The sequence below is a fragment of the Methylocaldum sp. RMAD-M genome, assembly GCF_017832375.1.
GTDB lineage: Bacteria > Pseudomonadota > Gammaproteobacteria > Methylococcales > Methylococcaceae > Methylocaldum.
In genome coordinates, this window is sequence record NZ_JAFIBZ010000011.1 from 81,706 (window position 1) to 97,140 (window position 15,435).

The 15,435-nt window shown below is 56.5% G+C and carries 13 protein-coding genes; 1 reads left to right on the forward strand and 12 read right to left on the reverse strand.

Going from position 1 to position 15,435, the window contains the following annotated elements:
* Positions 1-7 precede the first annotated feature (7 nt).
* The 3 genes from rlmKL to JOD69_RS12750 all read right to left on the reverse strand — a co-directional run bounded on the left by rlmKL (position 8) and on the right by JOD69_RS12750 (position 4,745).
* A complete protein-coding gene (gene rlmKL / locus JOD69_RS12740) occupies positions 8-2,209 on the reverse strand; it encodes a bifunctional 23S rRNA (guanine(2069)-N(7))-methyltransferase RlmK/23S rRNA (guanine(2445)-N(2))-methyltransferase RlmL (RefSeq protein ID WP_086133939.1) in 2,202 nt (733 codons plus the stop codon).
* Between the two features lie 92 nt (positions 2,210-2,301).
* A complete protein-coding gene (locus JOD69_RS12745; protein ID WP_086133938.1) occupies positions 2,302-2,934 on the reverse strand; it encodes a hypothetical protein in 633 nt (210 codons plus the stop codon).
* A complete protein-coding gene (locus JOD69_RS12750) occupies positions 2,934-4,745 on the reverse strand; it encodes an SbmA/BacA-like family transporter (RefSeq protein ID WP_077731041.1) in 1,812 nt (603 codons plus the stop codon). Before JOD69_RS12750 ends, JOD69_RS12745 begins: the two co-directional genes overlap by 1 nt.
* A 511-nt stretch (positions 4,746-5,256) precedes the next feature.
* On the opposite strand from JOD69_RS12750, the gene JOD69_RS12755 reads away from it, so the two are divergent.
* Complete coding sequence (locus JOD69_RS12755) at positions 5,257-5,418, forward strand: hypothetical protein (RefSeq protein ID WP_156880886.1); 162 nt, start codon at positions 5,257-5,259, stop codon at positions 5,416-5,418.
* A 409-nt stretch (positions 5,419-5,827) separates the two neighbouring features.
* On the opposite strand, the gene JOD69_RS12760 is transcribed toward JOD69_RS12755, so the two are convergent.
* From JOD69_RS12760 to modA, 9 genes are all read right to left on the reverse strand, one after another.
* Positions 5,828-6,664 (reverse strand): L,D-transpeptidase family protein, encoded by an 837-nt coding sequence (locus tag JOD69_RS12760; protein ID WP_205781032.1) that lies wholly within the window; start codon positions 6,662-6,664, stop codon positions 5,828-5,830.
* Positions 6,665-6,933: 269 nt separating this feature from the next.
* Entirely contained in the window at positions 6,934-7,842 is a 909-nt protein-coding gene (locus tag JOD69_RS12765; RefSeq protein ID WP_086133936.1) for a cation diffusion facilitator family transporter, read from the reverse strand.
* 279 nt (positions 7,843-8,121) lie between these two features.
* Positions 8,122-9,291 (reverse strand): bifunctional 3-hexulose-6-phosphate synthase/6-phospho-3-hexuloisomerase, encoded by a 1,170-nt coding sequence (gene hxlAB, locus JOD69_RS12770; RefSeq protein WP_077731039.1) that lies wholly within the window; start codon positions 9,289-9,291, stop codon positions 8,122-8,124.
* Positions 9,292-9,485: 194 nt separating this feature from the next.
* Positions 9,486-10,871, reverse strand: coding sequence for a F0F1 ATP synthase subunit beta (atpD, locus tag JOD69_RS12775; protein WP_077731038.1), 1,386 nt, complete (start codon positions 10,869-10,871; stop codon positions 9,486-9,488).
* 622 nt (positions 10,872-11,493) lie between these two features.
* Positions 11,494-11,859, reverse strand: a complete 366-nt coding sequence (locus tag JOD69_RS12780) for a hypothetical protein (protein ID WP_086133935.1) — start codon at positions 11,857-11,859, stop codon at positions 11,494-11,496.
* Between the two features lie 390 nt (positions 11,860-12,249).
* Complete coding sequence (locus JOD69_RS12785; RefSeq protein WP_240506917.1) at positions 12,250-12,711, reverse strand: ABC transporter permease subunit; 462 nt, start codon at positions 12,709-12,711, stop codon at positions 12,250-12,252.
* Positions 12,712-12,846: 135 nt separating this feature from the next.
* Positions 12,847-13,260, reverse strand: a complete 414-nt coding sequence (locus JOD69_RS12790; protein ID WP_077731037.1) for a TOBE domain-containing protein — start codon at positions 13,258-13,260, stop codon at positions 12,847-12,849.
* Positions 13,261-13,286: 26 nt separating this feature from the next.
* Positions 13,287-14,141: a sulfite exporter TauE/SafE family protein gene (locus JOD69_RS12795; RefSeq protein WP_086133934.1), complete on the reverse strand. Its 855-nt coding sequence runs from the start codon at positions 14,139-14,141 to the stop codon at positions 13,287-13,289.
* Positions 14,138-14,920, reverse strand: a complete 783-nt coding sequence (modA, locus tag JOD69_RS12800) for a molybdate ABC transporter substrate-binding protein (protein ID WP_245245584.1) — start codon at positions 14,918-14,920, stop codon at positions 14,138-14,140. Before modA ends, JOD69_RS12795 begins: the two co-directional genes overlap by 4 nt.
* Positions 14,921-15,435: the final 515 nt, after the last annotated feature.

A 15,435-nucleotide genomic window follows, 5' to 3' on the forward strand; every position in this document is an offset into this window, starting at 1 on the left:
GAAACACTCAGCGACTGATTATCCAGCAATGATGAATTTTCGGATTGCGCTCGAAATCCTTGGGGATCGTTTTGCGGGTGACGTCCTCTAAGCTGATCCCCGCCAGCGCCTCGGAATCAAGCTTGAATTTTCGACAATTGGTCGAAAAAACCAATGCTCCGCCCGGCGCCAAGAGATTCATGCATTTTTTTACCAGCATCGGGTGATCCCGCTGCACGTCCCAGGTTTGCCGCATTCTTTTCGACGTCGAGAAGGTCGGTGGGTCCAGAAAGATCAAGTCGAAGCGCCGCTTATCCCGCGATGCCTGATCGACCCATTCGAGACAATCCGCGTGAATGAGCTCGTGGCGGCTGCCACCGATCCCGTTAAGCTCAAGATTGCGTGCCGCCCAGTCCAAATAAGTGCGGGACATGTCAACTGTGGTCGTCGATGCCGCTCCGCCTTTTGCCGCGTACACCGAAGCGGCCCCGGTGTAGGCGAACAAATTCAGGAATCGCTTATCCGCCGACCGCTCCTGAATCATCCGGCGCGTAATGCGATGATCCAGAAATAGACCGGTGTCGAGGTAATCCTCGAAATTGACCCAAAATTTCCATCCGCCCTCCTCTACCACGTGAAACCGACCGGCTTCGGCCTGTTTCTCATACTGCGCCAAACCCTTCTGCTTCCGCCGAATCTTGAGAAAAATCTGCTCTGGCGGGATTTCAAGCGCTTTTGGAATTGCGGCCACGGCATGAATCAACCGCGTCTCGGCTTTGGCCGGATCGATGCTTGAGGGGGCCTCGTATTCCTGCATATGAACCCAAGCCTGCTCGCCCTGATACACATCTACGGCAACGGCATACTCCGGCAAGTCGGCATCATACAGCCGATAGCAGTGAATTCCGTTTTGTCGCGCCCAGCGCCCAAGGTTTTTGAGATTCTTTCGCAATCGGTTGGCGAACATTTCCGCTCCGCTGTCCGCTGTCTCCACAGCTTTGGCTTTTCGAAAGATTTCGCGGGTTTTACGCTGCGCCTCGGTTAGCGGCTCGGGTTCGCGCGGGGTGAAGAAGCGCTCTGGTTCGACATCGAGATTGAAAAGTCTGCATTCGAGAGCCCCGTTGTACAGCGTGTAATAGCGTGTCGCCCTTATGCCCAGTTTGAAGGCCAGGTCCGGATTACCGGTCAGTAGAGTCGCCTTCCAGCCGACGAAATGATTTTTCAGCGTCTCTCCCAGTTGGATATACAGAGGGACCAGCGTCTTCTCGTCGCCCAATCGTTCGCCATAAGGAGGATTAACGGCAACCAGACCGAACGCATGGCGGGGGCGAGCGTCGCCCATGGCTTTGCGCTCCACATGGACGTAACCCGTGAGCCCCGCATGTTCGATGTTTGCCAGGGCGATTCGGACGGCTTGCCGGTCGATGTCGTAGCCGACAATCGGTGGAAGTTTTCGCAAACCCGCCTCGCAGCGCCGTTCCGCCTCGATCACCAGGTTCTGCCAGAGCGCGCTGTTATGTTGTTTCCAGCCGAACAGGCCGAAATGAGGCCGCAGCAGCCCCGGCGCAAAATCGCTTGCCATAAGCGCCGCTTCGATCGGCAAGGTGCCCGAGCCGCACATGGGATCGACGAAATGTCCCCCGCTCTCGGCGATCCTAGGCCAGCCGGCGCGCAGCAGAATGGCCGCCGCCAGGTTTTCCTTGAGCGGCGCACGGCCGCCTTCCTGTCGATAGGCGCGCTTGTGGAGACTCTCGCCGGAAAGATCGATGCTAACGGTCGCGATATCGCGATCCAGATAAACGTTCACCCGGAGATCGGGGCGATCGAGACGCACCGACGGGCGAACGCCGTGATGCTCGCGGAAGTAATCGACGATCCCGTCCTTGACCTTTTGAGCGCCGAACAGCGTATGGGTGATCTTCGACCGGCTGGAGGCGAAATCCACGGCGAAGGTCGCCTGCGAGTCCAGATGAGCGCTCCACTCGATTCGCCGGATGCCCTTGTAGAGTGCCTCCGGGCTTGCGGCAGGGAAACGCTCCAGCGGGAGCAAGATCCTGTTGGCCAGCCGGGACCACAAACACGCTTTATACGCCGTTTCGAGGTCACCGCCGAAAGCCACCCCTGCGCGGGTTTCGGCAACCTTCACCGCACCTAATGCTCTTAACTCGTCTGCCAAAAGAAGCTCCATACCGAGAGGAGCGGTCGCAAAGAAACGCTGAAAACAATTCATTGACTGGCTAATAAAAAAATCGATTGCGCGATGATTGGACAAGATAGGGACCGTTCAGCATCGGAAGGCATGGCTTCGCTTCTTGCAGTCTCTCAGTCGCTTGCTAACGACCGTTCAAGAGATGTTTGACAGGTCGATAATTGCCGACGGTAACGCGTCGCAGTCGCCGCGACACGCTGGGCAACTCGCAGCAGCCAGGGTTTGGATAGATACGTCTTACGCCGGAATCCGCCGTGGCCCTCATGATATGCCAAATATTGGTTATAAGCGTCGAACTTCGCGATTCCAAGGCGCGTAAAACTTTGATGCGCATACCAGCCGATAAAATCGACCACGTCCCCGAACTCGTCCCGATCCGCTCCGCCGTTGCCCGTTTTCGTCCGATACCATTCCCAGGTGTCGTCTTTGACCTGGCCGTAGCCGAAAGCTGACGATGACCGCCACAACGGCAGAACACCCAAAAATTGGTAACGGGGCGGACGCGCGTCCTCGACAAAACTCGATTCCTGATTGATGATCGCCATCTGGACCGGTACGGGTATGCCCCACCGCCGCTGCGCATTTCGGGCGTCAACGTACCAATCTTCTTTTTCGAGAAAAATCGAGCACAGATTCGAAGGGTTTTTCGGCGGGGCGGTTGCACAACCGGCCATTACTGCCGCAAGCAGACAGCAAAAGGCCAATTTTACCGGAAACCTTGCGCTTCCGGCATTTCTGCAGCCCATCAGACGGCGGACCGTTCCGTATAGGTTTCTTGCTCGGGTTGAAGTGCTTTCCATGTCCATTCACCATTAGCGGCAAATTCCAAAACCGCATCATAATATTCGAGTCCGTCGTGCAATCCGCCGAGATTGACATAGGCAATGCGGTTAGCATTAAGCATGTCCAGAACCGTGGCAACTTGCTCCGTGCTCAAAGCAGTGTCAATACGGTCCAAGAATGCAAATTTGGGCGCGGCAATCACCAGACGGCTTACGGCTACCAGCTGTTGTTCGGCTAGAGATAGAAGGCTGTCCCAATCGTGTTCCGTATCCAGCCCCCCGGCCCGCGCAAGCATGGGCTCCAGGTCGAGTGCGCTCAGAACGGCCCGGATACGCGCTTCATCGATCACGAATTCCTGGCCGGTCCGGAGCAGCAGTTCACGAAGCGTTCCCGGAGGAAGATAAGGGCGCTCGGGAAGAAACATGATCTGATCGAGTTCCGGACGAATGATCCGCCCCTCGCCTTTTTCCCAAAGACCTGCGGTAGCCTTGAATAGCGCTACTCTCGCGGTGTCGTCTTCTCCATAAACCAGAAGACGTGTTCCGGAAGGAACCGAAACGGACAAGTTCTTGACGATGACGTGACCATCCTCGGGAGCTCGCAGCGTCAAATGCTCGTACGCAAGCAGTCCGTCGTTTTCGCACACTTCGATGGCGGCTGGAGCGACCGGCGTCTTGACGCAGATAGGACACTCGGAGGTGCGACGGTGATGGGCGCAGACTTCGCCCGTTGGAACCGGCGTTGCCTGTGCTTGCTCGATCGCCTCTGCTAGCGATCCCAAGCGAGCGATGACTGCGGCGAACGAAGAAATGGATTGGAAATTGGTTACGATCAGCGAAAATGCCCCCAAGAGATGTGCAAAGGCCATGGCCGCTTGAGTAATCACGCCGAACTCGACTTCGCCGCGAATATAAAGAGGCGCCACGATCAAGGCGGGGATAATCTGGATGAGATAATTGTACCCCGTAGTAAAGAATCCCAAATTTCTTTGTACGTCGATGATTTTTCGGAAATTGGCCGTCAATTCGTCGAGATGGCGCAGGACTCTACCTCTAGCTCGACCTTCGCGGCGCAACAGTGCTATCGATTCGGCGTTTTCCCGGACATGAATGAGGTCCGCGCGGAAGTTAGCCTCTTTGTCGAGCTGGTTATAGTTCAATCCAACGAGTGAATAGCCTAAGCGAATGGTCAAAAAGGATCCGACCAAGGCATAAACGACCGCTACGCCGAAGAGCAACGGACTGATCGACCACATCACCCCCGAGAAAGCGACAACGGTAAAAGCGCCGTTCAGAAACATCAGCGTGAAGGACAGCGTAGTAACCGTGAATGCCCGCACGTCGTCGGCGATCCGCTGGTCCGGATTGGCGATTTCCCCGTTTGCTATCAGACGGTCATTGAGCCGGTAATAGGTGGGATGTTCGAGATAGATATTGACGAAGCGCCGGGTCAACCAATCCCGCCAGAGCAAACCCAGACGCTCTTCGATGAAGCGGTAATAAACCGCGACCAAGGTAGATGCCGCCAAAACGCCGATATAGATGGAAGCCTGCCACAGAAAACCTTCTCGGTTGCGTTCTGCGATAGCCGTCATGAAATCGCGACCTACGTAGCTGTTCAGGACATTTAGACCGTTGATCGCAAACAGAAACATGATCAAGCCGACAAACAACATTACGGCCCTGCGGCCCACTTCGGAAGACACGAAGCTCTTGATGCCGCGAACGAAACGAAGCCACGTCAATCGGTTAATCTGTGAAAATTCTGCACTCATAATTAATCGTCTTTGTATTATTCGCCGCAGCATGTTCCCCCGGCGCGTTGTTCCGATAAACGCGAACACAGTCGCCGGTACCGGAATTCAATTCGGTTCGGGCGCACACTGACCGACTGAATATAGTAACGTCGTTATGCTTTTTTGGTCGCAGTGTGACTCAAGTCCCGTATCACCCGCAAGGTGCCGGACCCCGCGACGGCAAGATACCGATGGCCTTAAGTGTGGTCATCTCCGGCCAAAATTGCCACTATCGAAGCGAGTTCTACAAAAAAGCTCTCCGTAATTTCGCGTATCGGCTAACATTCATAACGAAAGGGTGCGATCGATACGCTTCAGTTGAAAAGTACAGCCGCCTAGTCTGCAATATTGCGTCGGCGGTTCTTGGCACAAATCATGTGTATTTCGAAAGGCCGGTCGAAGCGTTATGCTTGAGAGCAATCCCTTACCACCGACGAATTATAGAAATCAAACTCCTGGGTGAGTGGGTGTGAATTCGGAGGAAGATGTCATGTCGACCACAGTCATCGAGCGCGAATTAAGCGAACAAACATTCTCCGCATTATGGAAATATGTGAAATGCATTCTGCGAATGCACGTGGCGGGGATAGTCGACGAAGCGGAAGCGAGCGGCCGCACGCAGAGTTCCGAAGGTACCGAGCACGCCTCCTGACATCAGGGCTCGAGGCGTAATCGGCCAAGCTTGCACATACCGTGCTGCTAGGCTGAATCCTTCAGCCGGCTCGGAGCAACCGAGCGGGTGGGATAGATTCCACGAATTAAAGGCGGCAGTTTCGTCGCGCGCAAACAATTTGCGCTGATGCTTCCGGAAAGCTACGCCTTCAGCTTTGCCGTCCGCGCCGCCCCATCACCAACGAATTCAAGCTGATCGGCCCGACCACACTATTGGGTGGTTTCATCTGGATCGCTACAACTTTCCGCCCGATTGGCGGCTTGTGCGGATCAAGAACAGTCGAGCCGAATTCGCCTGAGGCTCCTTGGGCAGCGGCACTACCTCGCGCGGAAAAAAACCATTTGTCTTGAGCTAGTCCCGCACCGATCTGAGGATCGGTAAAGAGCTACTACCGAAGCGGCGCACGCGCCGGATAAAATGGCCGGTTGTTCGAAACCGTGACCTCGTCGGAGAAAACTTCCATCTCCGCGGCTATCGTCCGGTACAGATCGGGCGTCCAGGAAGGTAGCCCGTAACCATCGGGATCGAGCGGCAACACGCGCGGATCTCGCGGGGCGATGATTACTTTGACGTTTTCTTCTCCGACCTGTGCCGTGAGCACGAACAGTTCTTCTATCACTTTGTCCCCCATGGCAAGACAACCCGCGGATACGCTGTCACCGTGGATGAAAATGTCCGATCCCGGATCGAAACGGCCTTCGCGCTGAGCATGGAACCAGTCGAACTCGTTCGGATAGTTCAATTTCATCGACAGATGATAATTGCTATTCGGATTTAGTCCGACAATGCGGTATATCCCCTCAGGAACCTGTTTGTCACCCTGTCGCAGCTTGGGGCCGGTCACGCCGCTGGCGGCCTTGATGTCATAGCCGCGGATAAAACGGAACTCTCCCTCGTCTTTGGCCCAAAGTTCTAGCTTCTTTTCCTGTTTCAGTGCAATAAACGTGACTTTCCTAGGCGGATAGGAGACACCGGCCTTGCTGAAATACGGCTTAAGCTCTTGCTCGGCATACGGGCCGAATTGGTAAAGCACATCCTGGATAGTCCGGTGTCTGGGCTCAAGAATATGCGGCGAAAGCATCGGAGATTGGTTAACAGTCGACATGGGCGATTGGCGCGCTACTGACTGATGTTTCTTAACCACTTTGAGGACTTGCTTGCCACTCGTTCGTGTGTGCCTTTTAGTGCTCCCGGTACAGGCAGTCAAAAAGGCAGCCGCCACCATCAGCAACAGGATAGTCTCGAATTTCGATTTCATATGCAGGTCCCTCAAAAAGAGTCGCGCCTCCGTGGCTGCACGGCTGTCAATCGAGCGAACGTCGCTTGCCAGCCCATACTTCTTCGACAACGAAAATTCAATCCAAGTAGCGACTTACACTTTGTACCGAAAACCATATATTTACCGTTCTGTCCAAATTCTTCTTCAAGAGGCTTCTTGATTCCGGTTCGGCCCGAATCGAATTGCCTCGTCGGCATTACGGCACACAGATCCGGTCAATCGGCCGCGTCGGGTTCGAAAAACACCCATTTCACTTGGGGAAAAGCCGTTTTCAGACCAGCCTCGCAGCGATTGATATCGGCGATCATTTCGTTCATTTCGGCCACTCGACGCATCTTCGCCTTCACCGCCACCATTACGTCGCTGCCGAGTTGCAGAGTGATCAGATTGAAAATCTGCGCGACTTCCTCGCACTTGTCCAGATGATTATGTATGGCTTGCTTGATCTCGGGCTCAACGCTTTGGCCGATCAACAACTCGGAGACTTCCGCACCGATGCCCACGGCAACCAATACCAACAACCCACCGATTGCGATACTGCCTGCGGCGTCGTAAACCGGATCGCCGGTCGCCATGGCGAGCCCGACAGCGATCAGAGCGAACACCAATCCCGCCAAGGCCGCTACGTCCTCGCCCAAAACCACGATCAGTTCGCTCTGACGCGTGTCGCGGAACCAGCGCCAAAGTCCTCGGTTACCCCTGGCCTTGTTAACTTCCCGCAGGCATCCGTAAAGCGAGACACTTTCCATGGCAATGCTGAACACCAGAATCCCGACCGCCAGCCACGGCGACTCCAGCCCTTCGTGCGCCTCCAGCTTGTGTATGCCTTCGTAAATCGAAAACAATCCTCCCATACTGAAAAGAATCAGCGCGACGATGAACGACCAGAAATAAATCGCCTTGCCGTATCCCAAAGGAAAATCCGGCGATGGCGGACGCTTCGCCCGCTTGAGGCCAAGGATCAGCAAACCTTGGTTGCCGCAATCGGCGAAGGAATGAATTGCTTCCGCCAGCATCGAATTGGAACCAGTATGCATGGCGGCGAACAGCTTGGCTACGGCAATGGCCGCGTTTGCGCCCAGGGCGAAAAAAATGGATTTCAGCGAATCGGCTTGATGGGACATGACTCCTCGTGGCGTCGTTCTTTTTCGTATCGAAGGAGTGAAAAGAATAGCATTTGCGCAGCACCCCAATCTGGGCCGGAAAGCCCGCGGCAAATCGCCATATTCGCCGACAGCCGCGTGATTCAGGCGGAACACCTGCGGCCGATCGGCGAACAATCTCTTGTCGAATAAAAACTTATTCGCCGGATGTGTCAGTGCGTTTTCAACGAAAACACGCCCACTTCCGATCCGACGGAGCGTGCCGGGGCGCTGGAATTCCCAAGCTTCCCTCCTTGGTTGTTATTCCAAATTTGCGTGCCTGGTCCGCATCTGCTCCTCGGGAATCTTCTTGGCATGTATGATGTGGGATACGGTCGCTTCCAGCAACAGCAGCGTGGACAGTTCGAATGTCGTTCCCATCGGCATGCCGACCACTTTGCGATACTGCTCCGCACTGCCGATCCGGAATACGACGTCCGCTAAATCGCCGATCGACGAACTGTCTTTCGTCGTAATCAAGGCGATGTTGGCTCCCATTTCCTTGGCGCGTTTGGTATACGCCATCATCGTCTCGGTTTCTCCGGAGCCGGAAATGACGATGAACAAATCGCCCTTTCGAATGCTCGGCGTGACGACCTCGCCGACGATGTAAGCGTCATAACCGCCGTGCATCAAGCGCATGCCAAAGAACTTCGCAACCAATCCGGAACGCCCCGCGCCCGCGATAAAAACTCGGGACGCCCTGTCCAGCATCGTAGTCAGTCGTGCTTCGTAGTTGGAATCCGTAGACCCGAGCACGCCCGCAAGCTTCGACATGATGAACTTATGATGCTTGCCTTCGACCAGTTCGCGAATCTCCCGCGCGGCATCGGCGGGCGAGGACGCGCCATAGATCGCGGCGCCGACGACGATGATGTCCGCGCCCGTTTTCGCGACTTGGCGAGCCGTCGATTGGTTTATTCCTCCCGCGACGGATATCCTGACCGGCAAGCCTAATTTGGCGATCGCTTGCAAGTCCGCGAACGGCGTTTGCCCAGCGGCCTGCGCATCGAGACCCGTGTGCACGCCGATGATGTGGGCGCCCAGCTTGGCCGCTTCCCGCGCGCATGCCAGCTTATCCGGCACATTGATGAGATCGACTTGAACTTCTGCATTATGGGCGTTGGCCGCCTTGATCACGCCTGCGATGGTGGGAAGACCGGACACGCCGAGAACCGTGCAGATATCCGCGCCGGCCGTATAGAAAGGCGCAGCCTCATACTCGCCGGCATCCATCGTTTTGAGATCGACGAGAATCAGCTTGTTCGGAAACCGTTTCTTCAGCTCGGTAACCAGACCGATCCCGTTATGTTTGATGCACGGCGTTCCGATTTCGAAGATATCGACATAGGGCGCCGTAAGACTGGCCAGCCTTAGGGTTTGATCGACGTCTAAGGAGTCCAATGCCAATTGTATTAATGGTTTTGCCATGAATATGTGCTCCGACTGCTTATCGTTGGTTATCGTGTATGCCGCACGGGCCAGCGACCGGTAAGGCCAACGGAATCTCGTTCGCCGGCCGATTCCCCCCGTCGTTGGACTGCCTATGCTAGCAGAGTGCGGATCGTCGGCAAGATGTCCGGTACAGGACGACTCCCATGCGCTCGCGATGATCGACCTAGCGGTTACAACTGCATTGCTCCGCGCATATAGCAGCGATCCTCCGGTAAATCGTCATAGTCGCCGCGCAGAAAGGCTTCGCAGTCGGCCAGAGTTCGCTCCAAGGGAACGGAAATCCCCTGAATGCCGGTATGTTCGGCAACCGTGTGGAACGGCTGGCTGAGGTATCTCTGAAGCCTGCGGGCTCGCAGAACCATGAGCCTGTCCTTTTCGGAAAGCTCCTCGATACCCAGCATCGTGATGATGTCCTCCAGCTCCTGATAACGGGCCAGATGCTCTCTCACGGCCTCGGCGACGGCGTAGTGGCGATTCCCCAGAAAATAGCGGTCCATCATCTTGCTGCCGGACAAGAGCGGATCGACCGCCGGATAAATTCCTTTGGCCGCCTGAGCGCGCGACAGGATCACGCGGGTGTCCAGGTGGCCCAGGATGGCATTTACCGCCGGGTCGGTCATATCGTCGGCCGGAACATAAATCGCCTGAACCGATGTAATACCGCCTCTATGGGTCGACACGATTCGGTCCTGAAGTTCCGCAACCTCGCTCGCTAGGGTGGGCTGGTAACCCACCGTGGCCGGCATCCGTCCGAGCAATCCCGAAACCTCGCTTCCTGCCTGCACGAAACGGAAGGCGTTATCCATGAGAAACAAAACTTCTTTACCCAAAGAGTCGCGTAGATATTCCGCATAGGTCAGCGCCGTCAGGCCGACCCGGAACCGTACGCCGGGGGATTCGTCCATTTGTCCGAACACCAGGACCGCGTTACCCATGACACCGGTATTGCGCATTTCATGCCAAAGCTCGTGCCCCTCGCGAATGCGTTCCCCTACCCCGGCAAACACGGAAACCCCCTGATGCAACGCGACGATGGCGTGCATGAATTCCATGATCAATACCGTCTTGCCGACGCCTGCACCGCCGAACAACCCCGTCTTGCCGCCTCGCACGAATGGGCATAAAAGGTCGATCACCTTGATGCCGGTCTCCAGGATACGGCTGGCCGGAACAGCTTCGTGCAGCGCGGCGGGAGGCGCCAAAACCTCTCGAAACTCGGCGTCCGGCAACGGTCCGCCGCCATCCAGCGGAGCGCCGAAGACATTCAGGAGCCGTCCCAGGCATTCCGGCGAGACCGGCACCCGCAAGGCGCCCTCGCTGTCGTAAACCGGCATGCCGCGCTTCAAGCCTGCCGTCCGGTGCAGGGTGATCGCCCTAAGCCGAGTCGGATCGAGATGCTGATGAACCTCGAATATATAACGCTCGTCGTCTATCGCGGCATACAAAGACCGATGCAAAGGCGGCAAGGACCGGCAGGCGATATCGACCACAGGACCATAGACCTCGACGATATGGCCGATGGGTAAAGGGGTAACTTGTGTTTCCTGAGTGCTCATTGCAAGTTCTGCGACCAAGTTCTAGAGGATCGGCCTGTCGGGCCGACCCTTAGAGCATTTTCATACCGACTGTACGGGCACTCGCGAGTAGGTCGGGAATCCTTTCCCGACACCACGTCCCGGCCGAGCGTCTTCGTCGGAAGGGTCGCGACTAAAGCGACCGTTTGCGATTGGGAAAGGATTGCCGACTTACGAATGCTTGAATCCATTCACCCGAGCCGAAGGCGCCAACGACTTCCGCCAAGCCTGTTTTGTCGTACGAGCGAGATGAAAACGCTCTAGCATCAAAATCTAAGAATGCCCGATTCGTTCCCTACCCGTCGAGCGAATATCTGCCCCGAGCCCGCCTATCTTTCCCTCATTCGAGTTACCCCGGCCGAGCGTCCCGGATCGTGCGGCTTGCCGCGATCGCCTACCGCGTCCAAAGTAAGATCCAAAGATTGGAGGAAGCCTCTATCGAAGCTCCTCGTTTTCGGCGTAAAAGCTCGTGCGGCAACGAATTACCGTGGCGCTCAGCTCATCGGGAAATTTGAGGGCAAGTTACCCCGTCCTCAGCCGGTAGACCGTAAAGGCTTTGTTTGAGACTTTCGTGCGGATTTTCGACCGGATGGCCGTGGCATCCTCAAACGCCGTAGTAGATTCTTTCGACCAAGGTCTTGAACCAGCAAGGCCGTATGAGGACGACGTACAAACCGATCGAGCCCGCCACCGGAACCGGAGCGATATCCAGCACCAGCAGGATAAAAAGGCACAGGAAGGATTTGATTCTGGCCTTCCTTGCTTCCGAACCGTGTCCGTGTTGCCCCGGTGCGCAGTCCATCGACCCGCAGGCCGTGCCCCGATAAAGATTTTCGACGACCTGATAAAACCATTCGGGCCTTCTGACAACGATGAACAAGCCGATCAAACACGTCAATGACAACGGCCCAAAACCGATGATCGCAAGCACGGTCAGAAACAGGAAACTTTTTACCTGCGTACTGTTCATCGCGACTCAAGCACATACCGCCGAAACGGGCCTTTCAACTTAAGGATTACGCCCCCATACCGGACCGGAGCTTGCCGAAAACCTCCCTTGAAATACGACCATGTTCCGCGCAGCCCAGTTCGAGCGGAGCGGGCAGTCGCCAGATAACTCTTCGGCTGTCATTTGGATTCGGCGATATCCGACGACGGAACAGTTCCTTTATCCTCGCTCGGAGCCGGATTCGACTTTCACGACCAGCGGATTGAACTCCCCACCTCGACCTCGAACGCTAGGTCGAGAGTCATGACGCCTTCCGCGGTGTGCAGGCTTTTTCGTATAGAGAGTTCCAGTGTCACAGACTTCTCGGGCCGCGTTTGTTGAGAAAAAACACGGCGAGCAGTATGGAGAAGCTCAGGGCGAACAGAACGCATAAAAATTGGCGGCGGCATAGTTGAGCGATTCCACCTCATCGTAAATGGTTATGGAAGCCACTCGGGTTACGCCCGGAATACTTCCGCCCATCATGAGCACTACGCCGAACTCGCCGATGGTATGGGCAAAACTGATGACGACCCCGGTCAGCAAAGCAGGCTTGATGTTGGGCAGCAGAATCCGAAGGAGGGTTGTCCGGCGCGATAGGCCGAGCGTGTAAGCCGCTTCGGTGAGACTGCGCGGCAACTGCTGGAATCCGGATTGAATGGGATGCACCATGAACGGCAGACTGAACAGCACGGATGCCACTACCAGCCCTTCGAAACCGAACACCAGGCGCAGTCCGAAGGTTTCGTCCAGAAAACGGCCGAACGCGTTCCCGGGACTGAAGGCCAGAAGCAAATAGAAGCCCAGCACCGATGGCGGCAATACCAAAGGCATGGCAATCGAGCTTCCGCCGCCGCCTTCAGGCGAAATCGGCCATAGGCCAGCCAGTAGCCCTATGGAATGCCGAGCACGACCAGAATCGTCGTGGTGACTGAGGCGAGCTTCAGGGTCAGGATCGGGGGCTGCCAGTCATACGTCATTGGCGCTTTCCCCCAGCATGACTTCGTTGGCCTTGATCAAGGCCTCGACCCGATCGCCGACGGCCAATTCCAGCCGCTCGGCGGCCCGGCGGGTGACGATGGAAACCAGGCGGTGACCTCCGCAATCCAGCTTGACCTCGGCCAGAAGTTCGCCCTTGAGCATTTCGACCACTTCGGCCTGGAGACGGTTGCGCAGGCTAAGGCGTCCGCTCAGCGCCTTGCCCAGCGAAACTTCCGTTTCCTTGAACAAGACCGACACGGCATTCCCCGCTCGCAGATAGGGCGCGGTTTCCGCCGTTTCCACCAACATTGCGGTCAAAGTATTTTCCTCAACTGCGACATCAACCAGCGAAATATCCCCTTCGCTGGCGACGGCAAGAATGATTCCCGGCAATCGGTTCACGGCCGATCTCCCCCTCCCCCCACGATTCAAAGACTTCGGCTGCGTTCGAAACCGTGGCGCCAAATCTTGACCGCCGACAAAACCAGGACCAGCGCCAGAAGCGGCAGCAATACCGTACTGGGAATCATGCCTAGCAATCGGCCCCCGAGGAACGCTCCTATCACCGAGCCCACCGCCATTATCCCAACGAAACGACGGTTTCGTCCCAGCACTGCGAAGCTCCCGTCCCGGCTATAGCGGCTAAATCCCGCGAGCATGGTGGGCAGACTCACTGCCAGGGAGAGGCTGCCGGCCAGCTTGATATCGGCCCCGAACAGCAGCACCAGTGTGGGTATCAAAAGCTCCCCTCCCGCCACACCCAAGAGCGATGCCGTGACGCCAATGCCGAAACCCGCCGCGACACCCGCGACGGTCAACGCGATGCCCTGGAATGGCACACGGTCCTGGCTGCTCGCAGCATGGCCGAACAGCAAGACCAAGGCGATGACCATCAGCAACACGGCAATGATTCGATAAAGCGTTTCCCCTTTGAGCCGAATCGCCCAGCCCGCTCCTATCCATGCACCAACCAAGCTGCCCGTTAGAAGATTCACGATCGCGGTCCAGTGTGCCGCCACGATAGCGAACGGCACGGTGTCGGTGCGGAACGGCAAGGCCGAGGCCACTACCGTCAAGCTGACAAGCTTGTTGACGATTACCGCCTCCAGAGCTGCGAATTGAAACGTCCCGATCAACAGGGGCAATCGAAATTCCGCGCCGCCCAGCCCGATCAAACCGCCCAGGGTTCCGATCAGCGCTCCGCCGCCGAAGGCGGCTACGCCGTGCCGCGCCGCCACGGGCGCCGCTGGCCCGAATGATACCGGATTAACGTGCCGGCTCATGGCGAGGAGCCCGATGCACCCGGCAGCACAAAACCGTAGCTGCGGAATATCGTTCTGCCGGCTTCGCCGGAGACGAAATCGGCCAAGGCTTTGGCCGATGAATTGTCCTCGGCCCGTCTCAGGATGACGTAACCCTGATCCAGAGGCGAATGCAGATTCTCCGGAATCAAGGAATATCCGCCCTTAGGCTTGAGCATGGGACTCTCGGCCAGGGACAGGGCGATGATGCCGACCTCGGCGGCGCCGGTCTCGGCGAACTGGGCGGTCTGCGCCACATTCTCGCCGAACACGAGTTTCTTTTCGACTTTCGGCCACAGACCGGCCTTTTTCAACGCCTCCTCCGCACGCATGCCATAGGGGGCGTGCTTGGGATTTGCAATGGCGATCTTCGTAATGTCGGGCTTGGCTAGATCGCTCAATTTCATGTCGGCCGCGTTCATCCTGGCGCTCCACAAAACGATGCGTCCCCGAGCGTACAGCCGCACCTCGGAAGCGGTCAGCCTCTGCTCCTTCAATTGCTGTGGGAACTTGACGTCGGCGGAGAAGAACAGATCGAATGGCGCTGCCTGTACGATCTGCTCGTAGAACCTGCCGGAAGATCCGGTCACGAGGTCCAGCGTTGCCTCCGGATGCTCCTTCCTGAAAGCCCTAGCGATCTCCTCCATCGCGAACTTGAGATCGGCCGCCGCCGCGATGGTCAGCCTGGAAGGCTCTGCCGCCCAGGCGGAATACCCGAACATCAGCAGAATGACCGAAAACACCGAAACCAAACGCTTCATCAATTCGTGCTCCGCTTTTTTCATTAAAACGCGTCTAAAACGCATCGGAATCGCATTCGATAGGGAAAAGATTTTGGCGATATGCTCGGAAAAGCATATCGAACTCAATTGTGCAAACCCTGCACCGCTCATGATCCGATCGCCAGGCCAATGTAAATACGGACGCGCATCGATGGGATAGACGGATCATTCGTGGAGCGTTCTGAGTCCGTATGAAAACCGTAGATGATGTGACACAGGCATTGGCGTTCGACCGCGAAACCTATTAATCAGGCCCGTAAATACCCTCCTGGTATTTCGGGTCGCCGCCCAGGCCGGTACACGCTTAGGCCTTAGCTCACTCGCTTGTCGCCGCGCCGGGGCATCCCTGCCCCGGATTAACCCGGCCTATATTTATAGGCCGGGTTAATAAAGCGGATTGGTTCTTGTTACCGGTATGGAACAGTACTTATTACCGAATGCCGCAACTTAGTCTAGAGTTTTGCACCACAAAAAGGGATAGACACTGAATATCC

Bases quoted from the DNA above. Each gene is read 5' to 3' on its own strand.
- JOD69_RS12755 (WP_156880886.1), top strand. From the start codon at position 5,257: ATGTCGACCACAGTCATCGAGCGCGAATTAAGCGAACAAACATTCTCC.
- JOD69_RS12750 (WP_077731041.1), bottom strand. From the start codon at position 4,745: ATGAGTGCAGAATTTTCACAGATTAACCGATTGACGTGGCTTCGTTTC.
- JOD69_RS12780 (WP_086133935.1), bottom strand. From the start codon at position 11,859: ATGAACAGTACGCAGGTAAAAAGTTTCCTGTTTCTGACCGTGCTTGCG.
- JOD69_RS12785 (WP_240506917.1), bottom strand. From the start codon at position 12,711: ATGCCTTTGGTATTGCCGCCATCGGTGCTGGGCTTCTATTTGCTTCTG.
- modA (WP_245245584.1), bottom strand. From the start codon at position 14,920: ATGAAGCGTTTGGTTTCGGTGTTTTCGGTCATTCTGCTGATGTTCGGG.
- JOD69_RS12745 (WP_086133938.1), bottom strand. From the start codon at position 2,934: ATGGGCTGCAGAAATGCCGGAAGCGCAAGGTTTCCGGTAAAATTGGCC.
- JOD69_RS12760 (WP_205781032.1), bottom strand. From the start codon at position 6,664: ATGGTGGCGGCTGCCTTTTTGACTGCCTGTACCGGGAGCACTAAAAGG.
- JOD69_RS12765 (WP_086133936.1), bottom strand. From the start codon at position 7,842: ATGTCCCATCAAGCCGATTCGCTGAAATCCATTTTTTTCGCCCTGGGC.
- JOD69_RS12795 (WP_086133934.1), bottom strand. From the start codon at position 14,141: ATGAGCCGGCACGTTAATCCGGTATCATTCGGGCCAGCGGCGCCCGTG.
- rlmKL (WP_086133939.1), bottom strand. From the start codon at position 2,209: ATGAATTGTTTTCAGCGTTTCTTTGCGACCGCTCCTCTCGGTATGGAG.
- hxlAB (WP_077731039.1), bottom strand. From the start codon at position 9,291: ATGGCAAAACCATTAATACAATTGGCATTGGACTCCTTAGACGTCGAT.
- atpD (WP_077731038.1), bottom strand. From the start codon at position 10,871: ATGAGCACTCAGGAAACACAAGTTACCCCTTTACCCATCGGCCATATC.